Below are 25,247 nucleotides of genomic sequence, written 5' to 3' on the forward strand. Positions count from 1 at the left end.
ATGAACACAGTAGGAGAATAACTGTGAAAAAAATTACGGTAGCCCTGTTCCTCGCGGCAGGCGCACTCTCGTTGTTGGGATGCAACAATCATTATCAACCGAAGGAACAACCGCTGCAGCCGATGCCGCAGAGCTATCAAGGGGTGTTGCCTTGCGCCGATTGCGGCGGTCTGGATACGGCGCTGTTCCTGGATGAGGACGGCACCTTCGTGCTGCAGGAAACCTATCGCGGCACCAAAGACGGCGATCAGACCTTTGCCGATTACGGTAAATGGGCGCGCACGGCGGATAAATTGGTGCTGACCGACAGCAACGGCGAAAAACGCTACTTCCGCCCGGTGGGCAAGAGCCTGGAAATGCTGGAGCGCAGCGGCGTGCCGATCGAGTCCAAACTGAATTACCGCCTGGATCCGGTTGAGAAGCCGTTGCCTAAAACGCCGATGACGTTGAAAGGCAGCTACACCTATATGGCGGACGCGGCCGTCTTCAAGGACTGCGCGACCGGCAAAACCTTCCCGGTAGACAACAACATCGCGCTGGAGCAAGGTTACGCCAAAGCATATAAGACCGCCGGTGAGCCGGTATTCCTGACGTTCAGCGCGCACTTCAGCGTGCAGCCGTCGATGGAGGAAGGTCTGACCGAAAAGGCGCTGGTGCCGGACGGTAAAATCGCGTTCGACCGCAGCAAGAACTGCAGCAGCAAATAAGCGATTTCGGATATAAAAAAACCCGCCTGAGCGGGTTTTTTATTTTCTGACGTTCGTCGCTTAGCGTTTGATCTGGCCCAGCAGGAAATCAACGATTTCGCCGGTTTTGATCATTTGCTTCTCGCCGACGCGGCGGTTCTTGTACTCGATCTCTTCGTTGTCGAGGTTGCGGTCACCGATAACGATAGAGTGCGGCACGCCGATCAGCTCCATATCTGCGAACATCACGCCCGGGCGCTCTTTGCGGTCATCGAGGATCACGTCGATGCCGTGGGAACGGAGGGTGTTGTACAGCTCTTCGGCCAGCGCCTGCACGCGGAACGACTTGTGCATATTCATCGGCAGGATCGCTACCTGGAACGGCGCGATGGCGTCCGGCCAGATGATGCCGCGTTCGTCATGGTTCTGCTCGATGGCAGCGGCCACGACGCGCGTGACCCCGATGCCGTAGCAACCCATGGTCAGCACCTGATTACGGCCATCTTCGCCCTGCACGGTCGCTTTCATCGCTTCCGAGTACTTGGTGCCGAGCTGGAAGATATGGCCCACTTCGATGCCGCGTTTGATCAGCAGCGTGCCCTGACCGTCCGGGCTGGCGTCGCCTTCCACCACGTTACGGATATCGGCCACCTGCGGCAGCGGCAAATCGCGCTCCCAGTTGATGCCGAAGTAGTGTTTGCCGTCAACGTTGGCACCGGCGCCAAAGTCGCTCATCGCCGCTACGCTGCGGTCAGCAACCACCGGCATCGGCAGGTTGACCGGGCCGAGTGAACCCGGGCCGGCGCCGACGATGGCGCGAATTTCTTCTTCGGTGGCGAAGGTCAGCGGCGCGGCAACCTGTGCCAGCTTCTCGGCCTTGACTTCGTTCAGCTCGTGATCGCCGCGCACCAGCAGGGCAACCAGCTTGTGGCCGCTCTCTTCGGTGGCGCGCACCATCAGCGTCTTCACGGTTTTTTCCACCGGCAGCCGGAACTGCTCGACCAGTTCAACGATGGTTTTGGCGTTCGGCGTATCCACCAGGCGCAGCGCTTCGCTGGCCGCGGCGCGCGGCTCTGCCGGCGCGACCGCTTCCGCCAGCTCGATGTTGGCGGCGAAATCGGAACCGGTGGAGAACACGATATCGTCTTCACCGCTGTCTGCCAGCACCTGGAATTCGTGCGAGGCGCTGCCGCCGATCGAGCCGGTATCGGCCTGCACCGGGCGGAAATCCAGGCCCATGCGGCTGAAGATTTTGCTGTACGCTTCGTACATCGCGTCGTAAGTCTCCTGCAGAGACTCCTGTGAGGTATGGAAGGAGTAGGAATCCTTCATCAGGAACTCACGGGAACGCATCACGCCGAAACGCGGGCGCACTTCATCACGGAACTTGGTCTGGATCTGGAAGAAGTTCAGCGGCAGCTGTTTGTACGAGCTGATCTCGTTGCGGATCAGATCGGTGATCACTTCTTCATGCGTCGGGCCCAGCACGAACGGACGATCGCCGCGATCGACGAAACGCAGCAGCTCGGGGCCGTATTGCTCCCAACGGCCGCTTTCCTGCCACAGGTCGGCAGGCTGAACCACCGGCATAGACACTTCGATCGCGTTAGCATTGTTCATTTCTTCGCGAACGATGTTTTCAACCTTTTTCAGAACGCGCAGGCCGGTCGGCAGCCAGGTGTAAAGACCGGAGGCCAGCTTGCGGATCATCCCGGCGCGCAGCATCAGCTGGTGGCTGATCACTTCGGCGTCGGCAGGTGTCTCCTTCAGTGTGGAGAGCAGATATTGGCTAGTACGCATGGTGTTTTGGTTCCGTTAGAACTGCAAATTGCATCGGGCTGCCAGAGTGGCGGCCAAAAGTGACAAAAGTGGTTTAGTTTACCAGCGCGAGCGGGTCGCCAAAAGAGAGGCGGCGGAATTTTAACGCGGGTCGAGCGCCAACACTTCGGTATGACCGTCCACGACGCGCCAGCGCACGTTGAAATCCAGCAGCCAGACGGCGTAATCCCGTTCGACGTCCTCTCCTTTACGATAGGCGGGACGGGGGTCTTGCGCCAGCACCTGGCTGATAAAACGCCTTAATTGCGGGTAACGCGCCTGATGTTGCTGCAGCTGCTGCTCGGCCTGCGGCGCGAAACGCACCGGCATATCGCCGGCGGGCGCGGCCTGGGCAAAGCCGGCGCGGGCCTGTGGCTGGCTCTCGGCGAACGGCAGATAAGGCTTGATGTCCACCACCGGGGTGCCGTCGACCAGATCGAGGCTGCCCAGCTCCAGCACCACGTCGCCGTTTTTTATCCGCACACCTTTCAGCTCAATGAGGGACATACCTAGCGGGTTGGGGCGGAAGGTGGAGCGGGTGGCGAACACCCCCATGCGGGCATTGCCGCCTAAACGCGGCGGTCGCACCGTCGGCCGCCAGCCGCCTTCCAGGGTTTGATGGAAAATGAACATCACCCACAGATGGCTGAAATCGCTGAGGCCGCGTACCGCCTCCGCCTGGTTGTAGGGCGGCAGCAGCAGCAGTTCGCCGCCACCGTCTTCGACCAGCCCCGGCTGGCGGGGAACGGCGAATTTTTCTTTATACGGCGAGCGGATCACGCCGATCTGCTCGAAAACGAATTCGGTCATTTGGACGAGACGTTAAGCGCCGAGCCCTGGCAGACGGCCTGCTGGTAACAACCGGCGACGCCGCTGACAATCTGGCAGTCGTGCAGCAGCACGGCGTTGGCCTTCATGTAAGACGCGCGGATTTGCATGCGTTTACGGGCGGTGGCCAGATTCGGTGGGGAGTCTTGTACGGTGGTTTGGCACGATTCGCCGGACACTTCACCCAGATCGCGGAACGGTTTGCCCACGAGCTCTTCTGCACTTTTGTACAGTTTTACCGGAGCAGGGCGGGCGGCCGGCGTGGCCTTGGCCGGGCTGGTGGTGGTCGGCTTGCTGGTGCTGTTTGTTGAGGACGGCGCGATACGTTGCGATGAACATCCGGCCAGCGCGAGCGCTAACAAACAGAGAGGTAAAACACGCATTGAGATTCCTCTGCCTTAATGAAAGTGGCGCTATTGAAGCAATCTATGGCGGAAATAACAAGACGGGCCTTGGCCCGTCTTGCAATTATAGGAATAAAATTGGCGAATAAGCGCTTACCAGCCTTTCACCGCACCGCCGTTGAAGATTTTGTTGGCGGCGGCGTCAACTTCGTCAGACTGATAGGCCTGCACGAATTTCTTCACGTTTTCCGCATCTTTGTTATCTTCGCGCGCAACCAGCAGGTTGACGTAAGGCGAGTCTTTATCTTCCACGAACAGACCGTCTTTCGCCGGCGTCAGGCCGATCTGGCTGGCGTAGGTGGTGTTGATCACTGCCAGCGCGATCTGCTGATCGTCCAGGGAACGTGGCAGCTGAGGCGCTTCCAGCTCAACCAGCTTCAGGTTTTTCGAGTTCTCGGTCACGTCCAGCACGGTTGGCAACAGGCCAACGCCGTCTTTCAGTTTGATCAGGCCGACTTTCTGCAGCAGCAGCAGCGAACGGCCCAGGTTGGTCGGATCGTTAGGCAGTGCGATCTGAGAGCCGTCTTTCAGCTCGTCCAGCGATTTGATTTTCTTGGAGTAACCGGCAATCGGGTAAACAAAGGTGCTGCCGACCGGCACCAGCTTGTAGCCGCGATCTTTGATTTGCTGATCCAGGTATGGCTTGTGCTGGAAGGCGTTCAGATCGATATCGCCTTTGCTCAGCGCTTCGTTAGGCAACACGTAGTCGTTGAAGGTCACCAGTTCAACGTCCAGACCGTATTTCTCTTTCGCCACTTTCTGAGCAACTTCAGCCACTTGCTGCTCAGCGCCGACGATCACGCCGACCTTGATGTGGTTTGGATTCTTTTCATCCTGGCCGCAGCCCGCCAGAGCCAGAGTACCGATCAGTGCGCCAATTGCCGCGATGGATTTAAATTTTAACGACATATCCCTTCCTCATTAGACTCGCATTAACATGCTGTGAAACTATTTATGGGTAACGGCTTTGACGATGCGATCGCCGCAGAACTGGATCAGATAAACCAAAACTACCAGTAATACTAATACGGTATTCATCACTGTGGCGTTATAACCGATATAACCGTATTGGTAACCGATTTGTCCCAGACCACCGGCGCCGACCGCGCCGCCCATGGCGGAGTAGCCTACCAGGGTGATCAGCGTGATGGTTGCGGCGTTGACCAGGCCCGGCAGGGCTTCCGGCAGCAACACTTTCTTGATGATCTGCATCGGCGTGGCGCCCATGGCGCGCGCCGCTTCCACCAGACCGGACGGGATCTCCAGCAGGGCGTTTTCCACCATGCGCGCGATGAACGGTGCGGCGCCCACGGTCAACGGCACGATGGCCGCCTGCAGACCGATAGAGGTGCCGACGATCATGCGGGTAAACGGAATCATCCAAACCAGCAGGATAATGAACGGGATGGAACGGAAGATGTTCACCAGCCCGGACAGGATTTTATACAGCGAGTTATTGGCGATGATCTGCCCCGGGCGGGTGACATACAGCAGCACGCCGACCGGCAGGCCGAGCACGAAACCGAAGAAGCCGGAGACAAAGGTCATCATGACGGTTTCCCACACGCCACGCGCCATCAACCACATCATTGCCTCAGACATAACCCAGAACCTCTACTTTTACCTGATTTTCTTGCAGGAACTTAATCGTCGCCAGCGCGTCTTCGTCGCTGCCGTGCAGCTCCGCCAGCATCACGCCGAATTTCACGCCGCCGGCATAATCCATCTGGGCGCTGATAATGTTGTTGTTCACGTTGAAGCGGCGAGCGGCTTCAGACAGCAGCGGCGCATCGACCGACTGGCCGGTGAATTCCAGGCGCAGCAGCGGCTGGCGGTCGCCCTGACGTTCCGGCGACAGGCGTGCGGCGTAGTCGTCCGGAATATCCAGATGCAGCGTGGACTGAATGAACTGTTGGGCCAGCGGGGTTTTCGGGTGCGAGAACACTTCGCTGACGCTGTCTTTTTCGATCAACTGCCCCTGGCTGATGACCGCGACCTGGTCGCAGATGCGTTTCACCACGTCCATTTCGTGGGTGATGAGTAGAATGGTCAGGCCCAGACGGCGGTTGATGTCTTTCAGCAGTTCCAGGATGGAACGGGTGGTGGCCGGATCCAACGCGCTGGTGGCTTCGTCGCACAGTAGCACTTTGGGATTGCTGGCCAGCGCACGGGCGATCGCCACGCGCTGTTTCTGGCCGCCGGACAGGTTGGCCGGGTAGGCGTCGTGCTTGTCCGCCAGGCCGACCAGCTCCAGCAGTTCGGTCACGCGCTTTTTGATCTCGGCGCGCGGCGTATTGTCCAGCTCCAGCGGCAGCGCCACGTTGCCGAACACCGTGCGGGAAGAGAGCAGATTGAAGTGCTGGAAGATCATGCCGATTTGGCGACGGGCGCGCGTCAGTTCGCTTTCAGACAGCGAGGTCAGATCCTGACCATCGACCAGGACCTGGCCGGACGTTGGGCGCTCCAGCATGTTGGCGCAGCGGATCAGCGTGCTTTTGCCGGCACCGGAAGACCCGATAACGCCATAGATTTGCCCGGCAGGGACGTGAAGGGTCACGTCAGAGAGCGCGGTAATAGTGCGCGAACCCTGCTGGAACACTTTAGTGATGTTAGAAAGTTTAATCATATTCTTCTTATTTTAGCGTGGTTGCCCGTGGCTAGATAAAAGTAAACCTCGGCGCGGAACCAAGGTATGGATCAGATGTTAAGGCGTCTAGACGTCTAAGTCAACGGCCAACGACGTTCTCCGGCGTTCTCAGTGCGGGGTAAAACATGCGATACTGTCAGCGTATACAGGCCCTCAGGAGCAAAGCGGTGACACAAAGCGTTCCAGCAATTTTTCTCGATCGTGACGGTACGATTAACGTTGACCATGGCTATGTCCATGAAATCGACAACTTCCACTTTATTGACGGCGTGATTGACGCCTGTCGCGAACTCAAAAAGATGGGCTTCGCGTTGGTGATGGTGACCAACCAGTCCGGCATTGCGCGCGGCAAGTTCAGCGAAGACCAATTTATGTACCTGACCGAGTGGATGGACTGGTCGCTGGCCGATCGCGACGTCGACTTCGACGGCATCTATTTCTGCCCGCATCATCCGGAGGCAGTAATAGAAGAGTATCGTCAGGTGTGTGACTGCCGCAAACCGCAGCCGGGTATGCTGCTGCAAGCGCAGCAGGAATTGAACATCGATATGGCCGCTTCTTATATGGTGGGCGATAAACCGGAAGATATGCAGGCGGCGCTCGCGGCCGGCGTTGGCACCAAGGTGTTGGTGCGCACCGGCAAGCCGGTGACCGAGCAGGGCGAACAGCTGGCCGATTGGGTGCTAAATAGCCTGGCGGACCTGCCTGCAGCCATCAAAAAGCGGGTTTAATAGGCGTTACGAATGAATAGTGAGCGGTCAGATAAAAAATGCATATTATCGCTTGTCATTCTGAACCGGCTCCCTATAATGCGCCTCCATCGACACGGCGCAAGTGATTCACTTCACACGGTGACCGGGAAGAAAGAGAAAAAATCCTGAAAATTAGGGTTGACTCTGAAAGAGGAAAGCGTAATATACGCCACCTCGAGTTAGCAAGCGAAAGCGCCTAACTCACTGCTCTTTAACAATTTATCAGACAATCTGTGTGGGCACTCCACAAGACGATATCCAGCATCTTCGGATGCAAAAAAATATCAAGTCTTGAAGAGTGACTAACTGAAGTAAAATTCATGCAGTAAATCTTTGAGCATCGCTTCTCGAGTGGAAGCAAATCAAGCTTTTAATTGAAGAGTTTGATCATGGCTCAGATTGAACGCTGGCGGCAGGCTTAACACATGCAAGTCGAGCGGTAGCACAGGGGAGCTTGCTCCCTGGGTGACGAGCGGCGGACGGGTGAGTAATGTCTGGGAAACTGCCTGATGGAGGGGGATAACTACTGGAAACGGTAGCTAATACCGCATAACGTCGCAAGACCAAAGAGGGGGACCTTCGGGCCTCTTGCCATCAGATGTGCCCAGATGGGATTAGCTAGTAGGTGGGGTAATGGCTCACCTAGGCGACGATCCCTAGCTGGTCTGAGAGGATGACCAGCCACACTGGAACTGAGACACGGTCCAGACTCCTACGGGAGGCAGCAGTGGGGAATATTGCACAATGGGCGCAAGCCTGATGCAGCCATGCCGCGTGTGTGAAGAAGGCCTTCGGGTTGTAAAGCACTTTCAGCGAGGAGGAAGGTGGTGAACTTAATACGTTCATCAATTGACGTTACTCGCAGAAGAAGCACCGGCTAACTCCGTGCCAGCAGCCGCGGTAATACGGAGGGTGCAAGCGTTAATCGGAATTACTGGGCGTAAAGCGCACGCAGGCGGTTTGTTAAGTCAGATGTGAAATCCCCGGGCTCAACCTGGGAACTGCATTTGAAACTGGCAAGCTAGAGTCTCGTAGAGGGGGGTAGAATTCCAGGTGTAGCGGTGAAATGCGTAGAGATCTGGAGGAATACCGGTGGCGAAGGCGGCCCCCTGGACGAAGACTGACGCTCAGGTGCGAAAGCGTGGGGAGCAAACAGGATTAGATACCCTGGTAGTCCACGCTGTAAACGATGTCGATTTGGAGGTTGTGCCCTTGAGGCGTGGCTTCCGGAGCTAACGCGTTAAATCGACCGCCTGGGGAGTACGGCCGCAAGGTTAAAACTCAAATGAATTGACGGGGGCCCGCACAAGCGGTGGAGCATGTGGTTTAATTCGATGCAACGCGAAGAACCTTACCTACTCTTGACATCCAGAGAACTTAGCAGAGATGCTTTGGTGCCTTCGGGAACTCTGAGACAGGTGCTGCATGGCTGTCGTCAGCTCGTGTTGTGAAATGTTGGGTTAAGTCCCGCAACGAGCGCAACCCTTATCCTTTGTTGCCAGCGGTTCGGCCGGGAACTCAAAGGAGACTGCCAGTGATAAACTGGAGGAAGGTGGGGATGACGTCAAGTCATCATGGCCCTTACGAGTAGGGCTACACACGTGCTACAATGGCATATACAAAGAGAAGCGACCTCGCGAGAGCAAGCGGACCTCATAAAGTATGTCGTAGTCCGGATTGGAGTCTGCAACTCGACTCCATGAAGTCGGAATCGCTAGTAATCGTAGATCAGAATGCTACGGTGAATACGTTCCCGGGCCTTGTACACACCGCCCGTCACACCATGGGAGTGGGTTGCAAAAGAAGTAGGTAGCTTAACCTTCGGGAGGGCGCTTACCACTTTGTGATTCATGACTGGGGTGAAGTCGTAACAAGGTAACCGTAGGGGAACCTGCGGTTGGATCACCTCCTTACCTAAAGATATTAGTTCGAGTGGCGTGCTCACACAGATTGTCTGATAGAAAGTAACGAGCAGAAATACCTTTATAGGCTTGTAGCTCAGGTGGTTAGAGCGCACCCCTGATAAGGGTGAGGTCGGTGGTTCAAGTCCACTCAGGCCTACCACTTCTCGGAAGTGGAAAAGGTACTGCGCGTGACTGTATGGGGCTATAGCTCAGCTGGGAGAGCGCCTGCCTTGCACGCAGGAGGTCAGCGGTTCGATCCCGCTTAGCTCCACCATATAGTCCGGTATTTCAATACTTCAGAGTATATTGGAAACAGTATGCTGCGAAGTATTTTGCTCTTTAACAATCTGGAACAAGCTGAAAATTGAAACATGACGGCTGAAATTTATCCCTCCGTAGAAGTATTGGGGTAAAGAGTAACCTGTCATAGAGTCTCTCAAATGTTTGCAGCGCGAACGATGGAAACATCTTCGGGTTGTGAGGTTAAGTGACTAAGCGTACACGGTGGATGCCTAGGCAGTCAGAGGCGATGAAGGGCGTGCTAATCTGCGAAAAGCGTCGGTAAGGTGATATGAACCGTTACAACCGGCGATACCCGAATGGGGAAACCCAGTGTGTTTCGACACACTATCATGTCATGAATACATAGTGGCATGAGGCGAACCGGGGGAACTGAAACATCTAAGTACCCCGAGGAAAAGAAATCAACCGAGATTCCCCCAGTAGCGGCGAGCGAACGGGGAGGAGCCCAGAACCTGAATCGGCTTGTGTGTTAGTGGAAGCGTCTGGAAAGTCGCGCAGCAAAGGGTGATAGCCCCGTACACTAAAATGCACAGGTCGTGAGTTCGATGAGTAGGGCGGGACACGTGACATCCTGTCTGAATATGGGGGGACCATCCTCCAAGGCTAAATACTCCTGACTGACCGATAGTGAACCAGTACCGTGAGGGAAAGGCGAAAAGAACCCCGGCGAGGGGAGTGAAATAGAACCTGAAACCGTGTACGTACAAGCAGTGGGAGCACCTTCGTGGTGTGACTGCGTACCTTTTGTATAATGGGTCAGCGACTTATATTTTGTAGCAAGGTTAACCGTATAGGGGAGCCGTAGGGAAACCGAGTCTTAACTGGGCGAATAGTTGCAAGGTATAGACCCGAAACCCGGTGATCTAGCCATGGGCAGGTTGAAGGTTGGGTAACACTAACTGGAGGACCGAACCGACTAATGTTGAAAAATTAGCGGATGACTTGTGGCTGGGGGTGAAAGGCCAATCAAACCGGGAGATAGCTGGTTCTCCCCGAAAGCTATTTAGGTAGCGCCTCGTGAACTCATCTTCGGGGGTAGAGCACTGTTTCGGCTAGGGGGCCATCCCGGCTTACCAAACCGATGCAAACTCCGAATACCGAAGAATGTTATCACGGGAGACACACGGCGGGTGCTAACGTCCGTCGTGAAGAGGGAAACAACCCAGACCGCCAGCTAAGGTCCCAAAGTCATGGTTAAGTGGGAAACGATGTGGGAAGGCATAGACAGCCAGGATGTTGGCTTAGAAGCAGCCATCATTTAAAGAAAGCGTAATAGCTCACTGGTCGAGTCGGCCTGCGCGGAAGATGTAACGGGGCTAAACCATGCACCGAAGCTGCGGCAGCGACGTTTAGGCGTTGTTGGGTAGGGGAGCGTTCTGTAAGCCGTTGAAGGTGGCCTGTGAGGGTTGCTGGAGGTATCAGAAGTGCGAATGCTGACATAAGTAACGATAAAGCGGGTGAAAAGCCCGCTCGCCGGAAGACCAAGGGTTCCTGTCCAACGTTAATCGGGGCAGGGTGAGTCGACCCCTAAGGCGAGGCTGAAAAGCGTAGTCGATGGGAAACAGGTTAATATTCCTGTACTTGGTGTTACTGCGAAGGGGGGACGGAGAAGGCTAGGCTAGCCGGGCGACGGTTGTCCCGGTTTAAGCGTGTAGGGGGTGTGACCTGGTAAATCCGGTTGCATATCAACCCTGAGGCGTGATGACGATGCACTACGGTGCAGAAGTAGTTGATGCCCTGCTTCCAGGAAAAGCCTCTAAGCTCTAGGTAACATTAAATCGTACCCCAAACCGACACAGGTGGTCAGGTAGAGAATACCAAGGCGCTTGAGAGAACTCGGGTGAAGGAACTAGGCAAAATGGTGCCGTAACTTCGGGAGAAGGCACGCTGGCATGTAGGTGAAGTCCTTCGCGGATGGAGCTGAAGCCAGTCGAAGATACCAGCTGGCTGCAACTGTTTAATAAAAACACAGCACTGTGCAAACACGAAAGTGGACGTATACGGTGTGACGCCTGCCCGGTGCTGGAAGGTTAATTGATGGGGTCAGCCGCAAGGCGAAGCTCTTGATCGAAGCCCCAGTAAACGGCGGCCGTAACTATAACGGTCCTAAGGTAGCGAAATTCCTTGTCGGGTAAGTTCCGACCTGCACGAATGGCGTAATGATGGCCAGGCTGTCTCCACCCGAGACTCAGTGAAATTGAACTCGCTGTGAAGATGCAGTGTACCCGCGGCAAGACGGAAAGACCCCGTGAACCTTTACTATAGCTTGACACTGAACATTGAGCCTTGATGTGTAGGATAGGTGGGAGGCTTTGAAGCGTGGACGCCAGTCTGCGTGGAGCCATCCTTGAAATACCACCCTTTAATGTTTGATGTTCTAACTCGGCCCCATAATCTGGGGTGAGGACAGTGTCTGGTGGGTAGTTTGACTGGGGCGGTCTCCTCCCAAAGAGTAACGGAGGAGCACGAAGGTTAGCTAATCACGGTCGGACATCGTGAGGTTAGTGCAAAGGCATAAGCTAGCTTGACTGCGAGAGTGACGGCTCGAGCAGGTACGAAAGTAGGTCTTAGTGATCCGGTGGTTCTGAATGGAAGGGCCATCGCTCAACGGATAAAAGGTACTCCGGGGATAACAGGCTGATACCGCCCAAGAGTTCATATCGACGGCGGTGTTTGGCACCTCGATGTCGGCTCATCACATCCTGGGGCTGAAGTAGGTCCCAAGGGTATGGCTGTTCGCCATTTAAAGTGGTACGCGAGCTGGGTTTAGAACGTCGTGAGACAGTTCGGTCCCTATCTGCCGTGGGCGTTGGAAGATTGAGAGGGGTTGCTCCTAGTACGAGAGGACCGGAGTGAACGCACCACTGGTGTTCGGGTTGTCATGCCAATGGCATTGCCCGGTAGCTAAGTGCGGAAAAGATAAGCGCTGAAAGCATCTAAGCGCGAAACTTGCCTCAAGATGAGTCTTCCCTGGGCCTTTAAGGCCCCTGAAGGAACGTTTAAGACTAAGACGTTGATAGGCTGGGTGTGTAAGTGCAGCGATGCATTGAGCTAACCAGTACTAATGATCCGTGAGGCTTAACCTTACAACACCGAAGGTGTTTTTAGAGAGATTTTCAGCGAAGTTCCGAGATTGATTCTGATGGCGACACGAGAGTGAAGCGGTTGGAATGAAACAGAATTTGCCTGGCGGCAATAGCGCGGTGGTCCCACCTGACCCCATGCCGAACTCAGAAGTGAAACGCCGTAGCGCCGATGGTAGTGTGGGGTCTCCCCATGCGAGAGTAGGACACTGCCAGGCATCAAACCAAGCCGAAAGCCCTGAACGTCAGTTCAGGGCTTTTTGCTATGCGTAAAATGGATAATCCCGGTTGTAACCCGCTTCATCTTTCATCTCACGATTCTATATTCATCACAAAACCAATCCATTTTTTGAATGAACTCCAGATATTCTTCGTCCGCTATTAAGTTTGGCTGTTAACTTATAAATAACAATAAAGTAACAACCAGGGCGGCAGGAAGCCGAACTTCATCATTGCTATGGCTCGGAGAAAACATCATGACAGAAACAACCTCGGCTCTTGAGGGTGATCGCGGCGTCGAACAGGGGGCGCTGGATAACAAAAAACGCATTTTCGCTATCGTTGGGGCTTCGTCAGGCAATCTGGTGGAGTGGTTTGATTTTTACGTTTACTCCTTCTGCTCAATCTACTTTGCCGCCTCATTTTTTCCGGCGGGCAACAGCACCACGCAGCTGCTGCAAACCGCCGGGGTATTCGCCGCCGGCTTCTTTATGCGACCTATCGGCGGCTGGCTGTTCGGCTATATTGCCGACAAACATGGTCGAAAAAACTCAATGCTGCTTTCGGTCTGCATGATGTGCGCCGGATCGCTGGTGATCGCCTGTCTGCCGACGTATGAGGCGATCGGCAGCTGGGCACCGGCGCTGCTGCTGCTTGCGCGCCTGTTCCAGGGGCTGTCTGTGGGCGGTGAGTATGGCACCAGCGCCACCTACATGAGCGAGGTGGCGATCAAGGGCCGCCGTGGCTTTTATGCCTCGTTCCAGTATGTCACGCTGATCGGCGGGCAACTGCTGGCGCTGCTGGTATTGGTGATCCTGCAGCAAATATTGTCCGGCGAAGAGCTGAAGGCCTGGGGATGGCGTATTCCGTTTGCCCTGGGGGCGGTGTTGGCGGTAGTGGCGCTGTACCTGCGCCGTTCGCTGAATGAAACCTCCGATGCGAAGACGCGTAACCATAAGGATGCCGGTTCGCTGACGGGGCTGTGGAAAAACCGCAAAGCGTTTCTGATGGTGCTGGGCTTTACCGCCGCCGGTTCGCTGACCTTCTACACCTTCACCACCTACATGCAGAAATATCTGGTGAACACCGCCGGTATGGACGCCAAGCTGGCCAGCGCCATCATGACCGTCGCGCTGTTCGTCTTTATGCTGCTGCAGCCGGTGGTCGGCGCGTTCTCGGATAAAATCGGCCGACGCAGCTCGATGCTGATCTTTTCGGCATTGGCCACGGTGTTGACGGTGCCAATCCTGTTTGCCCTGAAAGAGGTGACCAACCCCTTTATGGCGTTCGGCCTGATCGTGCTGGCGTTGTTCGTCGTCAGCTTCTACACCGCGATCAGCGGGCTGCTTAAAGCCGAGATGTTCCCGCCGGAGGTGCGTGCGTTAGGGGTAGGCTTGTCTTATGCGGTAGCGAATGCCCTGTTCGGCGGTTCGGCGGAATATGTCGCGCTGTCGCTGAAATCGTTCGGCGTGGAGAACGCTTTCTTCTGGTACGTTTCCGGCATGTGCCTGCTGGCGTTGCTGGTCTCGCTCCGGCTGCATCGCAAAGGCAAGGAGATACAGCTGTAATAAAAACCCCGGCCTTGGCCGGGGTCAGAGTACATCTTACAGGATACGGCTAATCAGCCGATCGATGCGGATGCGCCGCAGACGGCGAATCAGCTTGCGCACCTTGATCGGGTACTGCTGAATGCTTTGTAGCTCCTGATAATGGCCGACCACGGTGGTGTGGGTGCGGATGCATTCCAGCTCTTTTTGCCGCTGCTCGCGCATTTCCTGCTTGGGATCGTGGATCAGAATGGCGTTTTCCAGATCCAGCCGCCAGGCGCGCGGGTTGAGGTTATTGCCGGTGACCAGCTGCCACTCTTCGTCTACCCACATGCCTTTCAGGTGATAGCTGTTATCGCCATCTTTCCACAGGCGCACGATCAGCTGGCCGGTGTCGACGTAACGCTGCAAGCGGCTCAGGAAGCGGCGCAGGTTGATCTCGTACAGGTAGGGCAGCGCGCCGATGATTTTGAACGGCTGGTCTTCCGGAATATAGAAGTCGTTGGCGGTTTTGTCGCCGACGATGATCTCCACCTGTTTGCCCTGGCGCAGCAGATAAATGATGTTGCGCACCAGCAGCGCCGGCAGGTTGAAATAGGGGGTACACAGCGTCAGTTTCTGGTCGGCGCACGACATCAGGTGATGAATGGTTTTATTCAGCACGCTTTGCTTGCCAAGCCCAACCAGCGGCGTCACCGCCAGCTCATCGTTACCGGCTTTACCGCGGAAGTGGTAACCGGCGCGGCGCAGGGCGAAACGGAACAAACGGGTCTCGTTTTTGATCTCCGGGCTTTTCGGCCGATCGCTGCGATCGAGGCGCTGTACGGCGCCGGCGGTGAGCAGATGCTGCTTGATGTAATCGATCAGGGTATCGGCCAACGCCTCGTTGGTAATCAGCTGGTAGCGATCGTAACGGTATTTCTCATGCTGATGCAGATAGACGTCATTAATGCTGGCGCCGCTGTAGATCACGGTATCATCGACCACGAAGCCCTTCAGGTGCAGTACGCCCAGCGCTTCGCGGGTATTGACCGGCACGCCGTAGATAGGCACCGATTGCTCTGGATGTTGGCTGGCCATGGCGCAGTACCAGTCGGCGTTGGTATTGGCGGCGGCGGCGCCGATGCGCCCGCGCTGTGCGCGGTGCCAGTCGACCAGCACGTAGATTTCCAGCTCGGGCCGCTGCTGCTTGGCTTGATACAGCGCGTTGAGGATCTCGCGCCCGGCGTCGTCATGCTCCAGATACAGGGCCACCAGATAGATACGTTGGGTGGCGTTGGCGATGGCGTCCAGCAGCGTGGTGCGAAAGTCGGACGGCGCGTACAGCGTACGAACATCAGCAACCGTCTGGGGGAGTTTGGGCAGTTGTGCAAGGTGTTGTTGATGTTTGCTACGTTTAAATTTTGACAACATCACAGTGCGTTTCTTCTCTCATGATTGATGGCCGGAACGCCACAGGCTTAAAAACAATAAACCGAATAATCGGGCGATAATACCATTAGTTGCCTCGATTGTGCGTATGTTTTGGCGTTAAGTGGTGGATTCGTAGCGCATTGCGACGCAGGTCACTGCGCGTCGGCGGCCTGCAGCGGCAGCGTCAGATTGACGATGCCGTCCTCAAGCTGCACCTCGATGCCAAAGCCCAGCCGCTGCGCCAGTGCGATCATGCCGCGGTTATTCGGCATGGTGATGCCGCTCAGACGAGTCAGGCCATGAGCGCGCGCATAGGCGATCATTTTCTCCAGCAGCTGACGGCCCAGGCCCACGCCTTTCAGATCGGAACGCACCAGCACGGCGAATTCGGCGTCGGTGTTGTCCGGATCGGACAGCGCGCGGGTCACGCCGATGATCTCGTCTGCGCGCACCGCCACAAAGGCCATTTCACGATCGTAGTCGATCTGCGTCATGTTGGCCAAATCGTCATGGGTAAACTCGTTGATCTCGCTGAAGTAGCGATAATAGAGATCTTCCTTGGTCACTCTATCGATGAAATGCTTCAGCGCCGGCTCGTCTTCCGGCAGGATTGGGCGGAACAGGCATTGGCTGCCGTCTTTCAGCGCGATGGTCTCTTCCAGCTCATGCGGATAAGGGCGGATCGCCAGTCGCGCCTGCGGATCGCCGCTGAACGGCGCGAGCTGCATCGAAACGTCCAGCAGGGTGAACTCGCTGCCGGAGGCCAGCACCGGGTGAATATCCAGCCGGGCGATCTCCGGGCAGTCGAGGATCAGGTTGGATACCTGAACCAGCAGGCGGCTCAGCCCAGGGATATCCAAAGGCCGCAGCGCGCTGCGCCCGCGGATCTTGCCGCCTTTCACCGCCTGCAGCACCAGATAACGCGCCAGCGCCATGTTCAGCGGCGGCAGCGCGACCGCCACCTGATTTTCCTGGCGCCACTCTACGCCGCCTTCGCCCAGCATGATCAGCGGGCCGAAAATCGCATCCTGCTCTACCGCGATGCGCAGCTCCTGGGCGCCTGCGCGGTTGGCCATGCTCTGCACCAACAGGCCATGGATGCGTGCCTGGGGGTAGGTGCGCTTCACGCGATCGAGGATCGCCTCCGCCGCGCGCTGCACTTCGGTCGCGGTGCGCAGGTAGAGCATGACGCCCTGAACTTCCGATTTGTGCGGGATATCCGGCGAACGCAGCTTCAGCGCCACCGGGTAGCCGATCTGTTCGGCAATGTGTACCGCTTCGGCGCTGTCCTCGGCAATCCAGGTCGGCAGGGTGCTCAGATCGTAGGCCTGCAGGATGGATTGCACCTCGTGGGTATCCAACTGGGTGGCGCCTTCGGCCAGCGCCTGATGGATAAGGCGGTGGGCGTCGGCGGTGTTGGCGGTGAGGCCGACCGGCAGCGCCGGCGTCTCTTTCAACTGCTTCTGGTTGCGGCGATATTCCACCATATGCATAAAGGCGGTCACCGCGCCTTCCGGCGTGCGGTAGGTGGGAATGGCGGCCTCGGTAAATAACCGGCGCGCCTCTTGCGAAGAGTATTCGCCGCACCAGTTGGTCAGCAGCGTGATGCGTTTGCCGCGCGGATGGCGGTGCAGCGCCTCGATCAGCCGTTCCGCCGTGGCGGTGCCCGGCGCCGCCGCGCTCGGCGCGTGGATTAACAGCAGCGCGTCATAGTCGTGGCTATCGAGCAGCGCTTCGATTGCCGCCAGGAAGCGCTGCGGCGTGGCATCGTCGCGCAGGTCGAGCGGGTTGCCGGCGCGGATGAAATCCGGCAGCGCGTCGCTCAATGTCGCCAGGCTCTCATCGCTCAGCGTGGCCAGCTTGCCGTTGCGTCCGAGCAGTTCGTCCAGCGCCATCGCCGCCGGCGCCGCCCCGTTGCTGACGATCATCAGCCGCTCGCCGCGCAGCGGATGCATATGGCTGAGGGTTTCCACCGCCGAGAACAGCTCATGGGTATCCTGCACGCGCAGCAGGCCGGCGCGCTGGATGGCGGCGTCATAGGCGGCATCCAGCCCCAGCTGGCTGTTGAGCAGCAGCTGCGCCTGTTGGCTGCGGCCGCTTTTGATCACCAGAATGGGCTTGTTGCGCGAGGCGCTGCGCGAGGCGGAGAGAAAGCGCCGCGCGTCGCTGATGTTTTCCAGATACAGCAAAATGGCGCTGGTCTTGCTGTCGCGCGCCAAAAAGTCGAGCAGGTCGTCGACGTCGATGTCCAGGCTGTCGCCCAGCGCGATAAAGTAAGAGAAACCGACTTCGCGCTGCTGTGCCCAGTCGAGAATGGTGTTGGCCACGGCGGCGGACTGCGAAATAAACGCCAGCTTGCCCTTTTGGATCGGCACCGGCGAGAAGCTGGCGTTGATACCCTGCCACGGCGCCAGCAGCCCCAGGCTGTTGGGGCCCAATAGCCGCATGGCGTAGCGCTGCGCGCAGGCCTTCAGCTCGGCAAACTGTTCCGGCGGCGAAGAGAGTACGATGGCGGTTTTACAGCCGCGTTGGCCCAGCGCTTCAATCAGCGCCAGATTGCGTTTGGCGTGGGTGCAGATGATCGCCAGATCCGGCGTCAGCGGCAGGCTGGCGACGTCGGGGTAGGCCATGACGCCGCATACCGCCTTGTAGCGCGGCGTGACCGGCAAGATGGGCCCGCCGAATCCGCCGGCCAGCAGGTTGCTCATCATCAGGTTGCCGGCGCGGCCGGGCTGCTGCGAAGCGCCCAGCACGGCGATCGATTTGGGACGTAGTAGCGCTTCTAACCCTCGCTGGCTCATGCACGGCTCCTTTTGGCGACGTTACGCCTGATTTTAGGCGCTTTCTGGCTACATTGCTGTGACCGGTGCCTCCGGCCGGGTCGGTTTTCCCGCCAGATACTGTTGACGGAAATAGCGGAAATGCTGATTCAATCCGTCGGCGGCCGGCAGATCGCCCGCCTGTTGCAGCAGGGCGGCGGCCACTTCCGCCGTGCAGTGTTGCTCGGCGCGGCTGGCTTCGCGCAGCTGGTAGTCCGATGCCGCGTCGACGTTGAGGGAAAACACCGGGAATTGATTGAGGTACGGGCTTTTACGGAACATTTTGCGCGCTTCCGCCCAGGTGCCGTCCAGCATAATGAACAGCGGCGGTTTGCCGCCGGCGGGCAGCTGGCTGAACACCGGCCGTTCGGCGTCGGCGTAGGAAGCGGGGAACACCACATAAGGCTGCCGCAACGGATCGTTGATGGCCGCCAGCAGGGCCGGATCGATCTCGGTGCGCGACCAGAGGAACGCCTGGGTGTCCGGCAGGATATCGGCGATCAGGCGGCCGGTGTTGCTGGGCTTGAGCGGCTCGGCGCCGAACATGATCAGGCAGAAACGGCTGCCGGCCTGCTGCGGACGAATGGTGTCGCACAGGCAGTTTTTATGCGGCAGCAGGCAACCCTGACAACGCGCCACCCGGCAACCGCGCGCCAGAAAAGGGCGGGTGGCGCGGTCTAAACGGAATTGGCGCAGGCGAAGTACGGCGTTGTCGGTCATAACGATCCTGGGGAAAAACCGCTATTGTAACGCAGAAAAAAGCCCGCCGGGAGGGGCGGGCTCGATCGGGGCGCGTTCGCGCGCGATGGCGGGATACGGCCTATACTTGCCGAATCACACTAACTCGTTGAGCCAGTTGTCAAACGGCGCTTTTGGCATCGCGCCGTTGAGCATGTCGACCATCTTGCCCTGACGGAACACCATGATGGTTGGGATGCTGCGGATGCGGAAACGGGCGCTCAGCTCCGGCTCGGCTTCGGTGTTCACTTTCACGAAGCGCACTTTGCCGGCGCGCTCTTCGGCCACGTCTTCAAAGATCGGCGCAAAGCTGCGGCACGGGCCGCACCACGGCGCCCAGAAATCGACCACGACCGGCAGATCGTCCTGCAGCAGCTGGTCCAGCGTGGCGGCGGTGGCGTTGATCACTTCACCGTCGAAGAGCTCATGGCCGCAGCGGCCGCATTTCGCGTTGTCCGCCAGACGTTCTTCCGGCACGCGGTTGGTGGCATTGCAAGCTGCACAAACTGTATTCATGTTGACCTCGGGTACAGAGAAAGCATGGTCCCCGCAACGCGGTTGCGGAGATGTTTCTTTAATGCTGACAATTATCGGCAAAACCCGGCGCATGAACAATGAGGTTTGTTCAATGGATGTGATAGTTGGGAGCTTTTAGCGCAAGTTGGTGGCTTCGTGCACCAACATCAGGTAATCTTCGCGCCCTGCGCGTTGGTGGAGAAGACAATGAACGATTCATTTAGTGGCAAGAACGGTAAGGTCAAAGTGATGTACGTCCGCAGTGACGACGACAACGGCGACGACCGCAACAAGAATAAACGTCCGGCCGGCAAAGGCCGTCCGGCTGACGGTGCGCGCTCCGGCCGCACCGGTCAAGACAAGGCGCGCGGCGGCAACGATCGCCGCGGTGCCGACTCCCGCCGCAGTGAAAGCGATCGTCCTCGCCGTCCGGCGCGCACTGAAGATCGCGGTGGCAACGAGTCGCCGTGGAGAACCGTCTCGCGCGCGCCGAATGAAGAGCCGGCGTTCGATCACGGCGGTATCAGCGGCAAAAGCTTTATCGATCCGGAGCAGCTGCGCCGCCAGCGCGCGGAAGAAACCCGCGTTTACGGTGAAAACGCCTGTCAGGCGCTGTTCGCCAGCCGTCCGGAAGCGATCGTGCGCGCCTGGTTCGTGCAGTCGGTCACCCCGCGTTTCCGCGAAGCGCTGCGCTGGATGGCGGCTAACCGCAAGGCTTACCACGTGGTGGATGAGGAAGAGCTGGCCAAGGCTTCCGGCACCGAGCACCACGGCGGCGTCTGCTTCCTGATCAAAAAGCGTCAGGGCCTGGATGCGCAGACCTACCTGAAAAGCGCACCGGCGACCGACTGCGTGCTGGCGCTGGAAGAAGTGGGTAATCCGCATAACCTGGGCGCTATCGTCCGTTCTTGCGCTCACTTCGGCGTCAACGGCGTGCTGCTGCAGGATCCGGCGCTGCTGGAATCCGGTGCGGCGGTGCGTACCGCAGAGGGCGGCGCTGAGCATATCAAGGCGATCAACGCCGACGATTTCCTGTCGGTGCTGGACACCTTCCGCAAGGCGGGTTACACCATCGTTACCACCTCCAGCCACAAAGGCACCGCGCTGGCGCAGGCCAAGCTGCCGGCCAAGATGGTGCTGGTGCTGGGCCAGGAACGTGACGGTCTGAGCGACAGCGCCTGGCAGCAGGGCGACATGAACGTGTCTATCGGCGGCACCGGCAAGGTGGAAAGCCTGAACGTTTCCGTGGCGACCGGCATTCTGCTGGCGGACTGGTGGCGTCAGAATCAGGCGTAATCTGTTCTACGTCGGATAAAAAAACGGGCGCCGCAGGGCGCCCGTTTCGTTTATTGAAGCTTAGTGAGCGCCGCCGCCCCCACCGCCGCCGGAGCTGAACGGCGGTTTCGCCACCCACACCAGCACCAGCAGCACCAGGAATACCCCGGCCGACAGCCAGAAGATCTCGTTGGCGGAGATGATCAGGCCCTGCGCGGTGATCTCGTTGGCGATATACGCCGACGCCTGTTGTTTGCTCATGCCGAGCTGCTCCAACTGCCGGTACATCTCCTGCGACTGCGGGTTGTACGGGTTGACGAACTCCGTCAGCTGCGAATGGTGTTGCGATTCGCGCTGCGTCCACAGGGTGGTGGTGATCGAGGTACCGATCGACCCCGCCAGCGTTCGCGTGAAGTTCGACAGGCTCGACGCCGCCGCCATGCGTTCCGGCGGCAGGCCGGACAGCGTGATGGTGGTCAACGGCATGAAGAAGCAGGCGATGGCGAAGCCCTGGACAAACTGCGGCCAGGCGGAAGCGCCGAAGTCCATGCCCGGTTCAAACGTATAGGCACGCCAGTAGAAGCACACGGCATACATGATGAAGCTGAAGGTGACCAGCCGGCGCATGTCGAGCCGGTTGCCGAACTTGCCGATGATCGGCGACAGCAGCACCGGGATCAGCCCAACCGGCGCCGACGCCAGCCCCGCCCAGGTGGCGGTATAGCCGTACACCTCTTGCAGCAGCTGCGGCAACAGCACGATGGCGCCGAAGTACAGCATGTAGGCGAGGCTGATACACAGGCAGCCGATGGTGAAGTTGCGCGACTTGAACAGCGACAGATCCACCACCGGATGGTCGTCCGTCAGCTCCCACACCACCAGGAACAGCAGCGCCACCACCGCGACGACGGTGAGCGTGATGATCTCGGTCGAGTTGAACCAGTCCAGCTCCTTGCCCTGATCGAGCATGATCTGCAGCGAACCGATGCCGACGATCAGCAATACCAGGCCGACGGTGTCGATCGGTTTGATCTCGGTTTTGGTTTCTCGCCCCTTCAATGTCGCCATCGCCGCCACGATCACGAAGACGCCGATCGGGATGTTGATGAAGAAGATCCAGCCCCAATGGTAGTTGTCGCTGATGTAGCCGCCGAGGATCGGCCCAAAGATCGGCGCGACGATAACGGTCATCGACCAGAGCGCCAGGGCCATCGCTCGCTTGGCGGGCGGATAGTTGTTCAGCAACAGGCTCTGCGACAGCGGGATCAGCGGCCCGGCCACCACGCCCTGGATCACGCGGAAGAAGATCAGCATGCCGAGGCTGTTGGAGATGCCGCACAGCCAGGAGGCGAGGGCGAACAGCGCGGTGGACCAAAGGAACAGCCGCACTTCGCCGAAGCGCTTCGCCAGCCAGCCGGTGATCGGAATCGAGATGGCGTTCGCCACGCCGAACGAGGTGATCACCCAGGTGCCCTGCGAGTTGGAAGACCCGAGGTTACCGGAAATGGTGGGGATCGCCACGTTGGCGATGGTGGAGTCCAGCACCTGCATGAAGGTCGCCATGGCGAGCGCGACCGTCATCCAGGCAAGCTGGGCGCCTTCAAGCGGTTTCTGTGGCAAGATGGCCTCCCGCGCGCTTAGCCGGCGTTCGCATGGATCACGTCGGCGATCAGCTGGTTAACCGGTGCCAGATTCAACGCCAGCGCGTCGCTCTGGTACAGCGGTTTGTCGCGCACCACGTCGGCCAGCACGCGGCCGTCCAGGTTGGCGGTGTCGACGGTCACCAGCGTAGAAAGACCGATGCGCAGCGGATGATCGGCCACCTGCTTGGCGTCGAGCTCAATACGCACCGGCAGACGTTGCACCACTTTGATCCAGTTGCCGGTGGCGTTTTGCGCCGGCAGCAGGGAGAAGGCGCTACCGGTGCCCATGTCGATACCGGCCACTTTGCCTTGATACACCACGTCGTCGCCGTAGACGTCGCTGACCACCGTCGCCGGCTGGCCGATACGCATGTTGGCGATCTGGGTTTCCTTGAAGTTGGCGTCGACCCAAATGTGATCGGCCGGCACCACCGCCATCAGCGGCGAACCGGCGGCGATCTGCGCGCCGACCTGCACGCTGCGGCGCGAGACATAGCCGGTGATCGGGCTGATCACTTTGGTACGCTGCAGCGCCAGCCAGGCATCGCGCATCTGCGCGGCGGCCTGTTGGATCGCCGGCTGCTGTTCCAGCGGGGTGTTCAGTACCATCGCCTGATTGGCGTTGTATTGCTGCACCGCCACTTCCAGCGCGGCCTTGGCGCTGTCGACCGCATCGCGAGCGTGTTGCAGCTCTTCGCGGCCGATGGCGTCAACGCTGCCCAGCACCACGCGGCGCTTCAGATCGTTCTCGGCCTTGCTCAGATCGGTCTTGCGCAGGGCGATGTTGGCCTGATATTGCTTGCTGTTGATGATCAACTGGTGGGTCTGACGCACGCTGTTGGCCAGGCCGGTCTTGGCGCGTTCAAACGCCTGCTCGGCATCGGTCGGATCGAGCGTCAGCAGCACGTCGCCCTGCTTGACGTAGTCGGTGTTGTCGAAATTGACGCTGTTCACGCTGCCGGACACCTGGGCCATGATCTGCACCTGGTTGCCGGAGACGTAGGCGTCGTCGGTTTCCTGGTGATGACGCAGCACCAGGAACCAATACACTAAGTAAGCCACCCCTATAACAATGAAAATAACCGTCAGCAACAGCAGCCAAAATTTACGCTGCTTCTTTTTGCCGTTCGGCTGCTGCGGGTTTTGGATTTCCGCGCTTGCGCTCATGGTGTTCTCCAAGCCTTATATTATTATGCTTTCGAATCCGCTGCGGCCGGGGCCTGATAGCCACCGCCCAGCGCGCGGATCAGTCCTATCTTCGCCTGCAGTAAATTGCTGCTGGCATTCAACTCCGCCTGTTGCTGCTGCAATAGCTGCGTCTGGCTGGTCAACAGATCGTCGCGCCCGATAATCCCTGCCTGGTAACGGGCGTTGGCGACCTGATACACCTGTTGCATCGACTGGGCCGCGGACGCCGCCTGCAGCTGCTGTTGCGCAGAGCTCTGCTGGATGGTGATGGCGTCGGCGGTTTCCTGTACCGCATTCAGGATGGTTTGGTTGTAGGATTCCACCGCTTCGTCATACAGCGCGGATTCCTCGCCCAGCTTGCTGCGCAGCGCCCCGGCGTGGAAGATCGGCAGTGAAATCGCCGGCATCACGTTCCAGGCCTGGCTGGCCGCTTCAAACAGATTCGGGCTGGTGCCACTGGTATTGGTGGTCATCAGGCCGGCGAAGGCTGAAATGGTCAGGCTGGGGTAAAACTCTTTACGCGCGGCGCTGACGCGCTGGCTGTAAGACTCCACCAGCTGACGTTGCGCGGCGATGTCCGGGCGTTTGCCCAGCAGATCCGCCGTCAGCTCGCCCTGCGGCGCCATCAGATTGTCTGCGGGCAACGGCACCTGACGCAGGTGCTGCATGGCGTTCGGCCCCTGGCCGGCCAGCGCAGCGAGCTGGTGTCTGAGCTGCTCGATCTGCGATTGCAGCTGCAGGATCTGCTGCTTGGCGACGTCGGACTGCGCCTGGGTTTGTTGCGGCACGTCGACGCCGGTCAGGCCGGCCTGATAGCGCTGTTGGCGCAGCGCGGTCAGGCGCTCATTGTTGTTCACTTCCTGCTGCAGCAGCTTTTCGAGTGCCAAATTGCTCTGCAGCAGATAGTAGGCGGACGCCACCGAACTGGTCAGCGTCAGCGCCGCCTGTTCCTGCTCGGCGCGCGCGGCGTTGACCTGCGCCTTGGCGGCGTTCACCTGATTGCGGTATTTGCCCCACCAGTCGAACTCGTACGCCAGGTTCAGCCCCAGCGAATTGGAGCTTTCGTAGATCGGCTTATGCGGATACCCCAGCCCCATATTGACGTTTTGCGGCACGCGCTGGCGTTGGGTGCTGGCGTTCAGATCCAGGTTCGGCCCGTTGGCGGCGCTGGCTTCACCCACCACGCTCTGCGCTTCGCGCACGCGGGCGGCGGCCTGCCGCAGGGTCGGCGAGCTTTGCAGCGTCTGCGTCATCAAGGCGTCCAGCTGCGGATCCTTGAGGGCGCGCCACCACTGCGGGCTGACGGCCAGCGAACTGACTTTCGGCTGAGCCAACTGCAGGCTCTGCGGATCCATCAGCGTGGATTGCGGGGCAATATTATCGGTCGAAGCACACCCGACCAGCAGCAACACGGCGAACAGCGGGGTGAATCTCCAGTTAAATGGGGATCGCATAAGTAGGTAC

At 58.5% G+C, this 25,247-nt stretch carries 17 protein-coding genes, 2 tRNA genes and 3 rRNA genes; 9 read left to right on the forward strand and 13 right to left on the reverse strand.

The features are described from left to right. The first annotated feature begins 23 nt into the window (after nt 1-23). Nucleotides 24-707, forward strand: a complete 684-nt coding sequence (nlpE, locus tag GF111_RS18125) for an envelope stress response activation lipoprotein NlpE (RefSeq protein ID WP_147191239.1) — start codon at nt 24-26, stop codon at nt 705-707. Between the two features lie 60 nt (nt 708-767). On the opposite strand, the gene proS is transcribed toward nlpE, so the two are convergent. From proS to metN, 6 genes are all read right to left on the reverse strand, one after another. After that, the gene (gene proS / locus GF111_RS18130; protein WP_038874470.1) at nt 768-2,486 is read right to left on the reverse strand and encodes a proline--tRNA ligase; all 1,719 of its coding nucleotides are present in this window, start codon (nt 2,484-2,486) and stop codon (nt 768-770) included. 120 nt (nt 2,487-2,606) lie between these two features. Further along, the gene (tsaA, locus tag GF111_RS18135; protein WP_038874472.1) at nt 2,607-3,314 is read right to left on the reverse strand and encodes a tRNA (N6-threonylcarbamoyladenosine(37)-N6)-methyltransferase TrmO; all 708 of its coding nucleotides are present in this window, start codon (nt 3,312-3,314) and stop codon (nt 2,607-2,609) included. Beyond that, nucleotides 3,311-3,715 carry an Rcs stress response system protein RcsF gene (gene rcsF, locus GF111_RS18140; RefSeq protein WP_038874474.1) on the reverse strand — a complete coding sequence of 135 codons (405 nt, stop codon included), beginning with the start codon at nt 3,713-3,715 and terminating at the stop codon, nt 3,311-3,313. The genes tsaA and rcsF overlap by 4 nt, the downstream gene beginning before the upstream one ends. A 114-nt stretch (nt 3,716-3,829) precedes the next feature. After that, nucleotides 3,830-4,645, reverse strand: a complete 816-nt coding sequence (locus GF111_RS18145) for a MetQ/NlpA family lipoprotein (protein WP_038874476.1) — start codon at nt 4,643-4,645, stop codon at nt 3,830-3,832. A 39-nt stretch (nt 4,646-4,684) separates the two neighbouring features. Then, the gene (locus GF111_RS18150) at nt 4,685-5,338 is read right to left on the reverse strand and encodes a methionine ABC transporter permease MetI (RefSeq protein ID WP_004932010.1); all 654 of its coding nucleotides are present in this window, start codon (nt 5,336-5,338) and stop codon (nt 4,685-4,687) included. Further along, complete coding sequence (gene metN / locus GF111_RS18155; RefSeq protein ID WP_004932012.1) at nt 5,331-6,362, reverse strand: methionine ABC transporter ATP-binding protein MetN; 1,032 nt, start codon at nt 6,360-6,362, stop codon at nt 5,331-5,333. Before metN ends, GF111_RS18150 begins: the two co-directional genes overlap by 8 nt. 188 nt (nt 6,363-6,550) lie before the next feature. On the opposite strand from metN, the gene gmhB reads away from it, so the two are divergent. From gmhB to GF111_RS18190, 7 genes are all read left to right on the forward strand, one after another. After that, entirely contained in the window at nt 6,551-7,114 is a 564-nt protein-coding gene (gene gmhB, locus GF111_RS18160) for a D-glycero-beta-D-manno-heptose 1,7-bisphosphate 7-phosphatase (protein WP_055312360.1), read from the forward strand. 392 nt (nt 7,115-7,506) lie between these two features. Then, nucleotides 7,507-9,048, forward strand: a 16S ribosomal RNA gene (locus GF111_RS18165). A 74-nt stretch (nt 9,049-9,122) separates the two neighbouring features. Further along, a tRNA-Ile gene (locus GF111_RS18170) sits at nt 9,123-9,199 on the forward strand. A gap of 38 nt (nt 9,200-9,237) precedes the next feature. Continuing rightward, nucleotides 9,238-9,313: transfer RNA gene (locus GF111_RS18175), tRNA-Ala, on the forward strand. Nucleotides 9,314-9,520: 207 nt separating this feature from the next. Beyond that, nucleotides 9,521-12,428 (forward strand): 23S ribosomal RNA (locus GF111_RS18180). Nucleotides 12,429-12,527: 99 nt separating this feature from the next. Further along, nucleotides 12,528-12,643, forward strand: a 5S ribosomal RNA gene (gene rrf, locus GF111_RS18185). The 16S, 23S and 5S rRNA genes sit together here with 2 tRNA genes alongside, the layout of an rRNA operon. A gap of 258 nt (nt 12,644-12,901) precedes the next feature. Then, the gene (locus GF111_RS18190) at nt 12,902-14,212 is read left to right on the forward strand and encodes an MFS family transporter (RefSeq protein WP_055312217.1); all 1,311 of its coding nucleotides are present in this window, start codon (nt 12,902-12,904) and stop codon (nt 14,210-14,212) included. Nucleotides 14,213-14,248: 36 nt separating this feature from the next. On the opposite strand, the gene pssA is transcribed toward GF111_RS18190, so the two are convergent. From pssA to trxC, 4 genes are all read right to left on the reverse strand, one after another. Then, complete coding sequence (gene pssA / locus GF111_RS18195; RefSeq protein WP_047730001.1) at nt 14,249-15,604, reverse strand: CDP-diacylglycerol--serine O-phosphatidyltransferase; 1,356 nt, start codon at nt 15,602-15,604, stop codon at nt 14,249-14,251. 152 nt (nt 15,605-15,756) lie between these two features. Then, on the reverse strand, nt 15,757-18,405 hold the full coding sequence (locus GF111_RS18200; protein WP_047730002.1) for a bifunctional acetate--CoA ligase family protein/GNAT family N-acetyltransferase: 2,649 nt from the start codon (nt 18,403-18,405) through the stop codon (nt 15,757-15,759). 48 nt (nt 18,406-18,453) lie between these two features. Next, a complete protein-coding gene (locus tag GF111_RS18205) occupies nt 18,454-19,143 on the reverse strand; it encodes a tRNA-uridine aminocarboxypropyltransferase (RefSeq protein ID WP_038872866.1) in 690 nt (229 codons plus the stop codon). Between the two features lie 114 nt (nt 19,144-19,257). Further along, the gene (gene trxC / locus GF111_RS18210) at nt 19,258-19,677 is read right to left on the reverse strand and encodes a thioredoxin TrxC (RefSeq protein WP_004928868.1); all 420 of its coding nucleotides are present in this window, start codon (nt 19,675-19,677) and stop codon (nt 19,258-19,260) included. Between the two features lie 207 nt (nt 19,678-19,884). Here trxC and GF111_RS18215 point away from each other — a divergent pair, with 207 nt between their 5' ends. Next, on the forward strand, nt 19,885-20,973 hold the full coding sequence (locus GF111_RS18215) for a tRNA/rRNA methyltransferase (protein WP_038872863.1): 1,089 nt from the start codon (nt 19,885-19,887) through the stop codon (nt 20,971-20,973). A 60-nt stretch (nt 20,974-21,033) separates the two neighbouring features. Here GF111_RS18215 and emrB read toward each other — a convergent pair whose 3' ends face one another. From emrB to GF111_RS18230, 3 genes are read right to left on the reverse strand one after another with little or no spacing between them, the layout of a single operon-like run. Then, nucleotides 21,034-22,572 carry a multidrug efflux MFS transporter permease subunit EmrB gene (emrB, locus tag GF111_RS18220; RefSeq protein WP_038872860.1) on the reverse strand — a complete coding sequence of 513 codons (1,539 nt, stop codon included), beginning with the start codon at nt 22,570-22,572 and terminating at the stop codon, nt 21,034-21,036. Between the two features lie 17 nt (nt 22,573-22,589). After that, nucleotides 22,590-23,762: a multidrug efflux MFS transporter periplasmic adaptor subunit EmrA gene (emrA, locus tag GF111_RS18225; protein ID WP_033635707.1), complete on the reverse strand. Its 1,173-nt coding sequence runs from the start codon at nt 23,760-23,762 to the stop codon at nt 22,590-22,592. Between the two features lie 23 nt (nt 23,763-23,785). Beyond that, a complete protein-coding gene (locus GF111_RS18230; RefSeq protein WP_038872855.1) occupies nt 23,786-25,237 on the reverse strand; it encodes an efflux transporter outer membrane subunit in 1,452 nt (483 codons plus the stop codon). Between the last annotated feature and the right edge of the window lie 10 nt (nt 25,238-25,247).

The organism is Serratia sp. HRI (assembly GCF_010119335.3).
Taxonomy (GTDB): Bacteria; Pseudomonadota; Gammaproteobacteria; order Enterobacterales; family Enterobacteriaceae; genus Serratia; species Serratia nevei.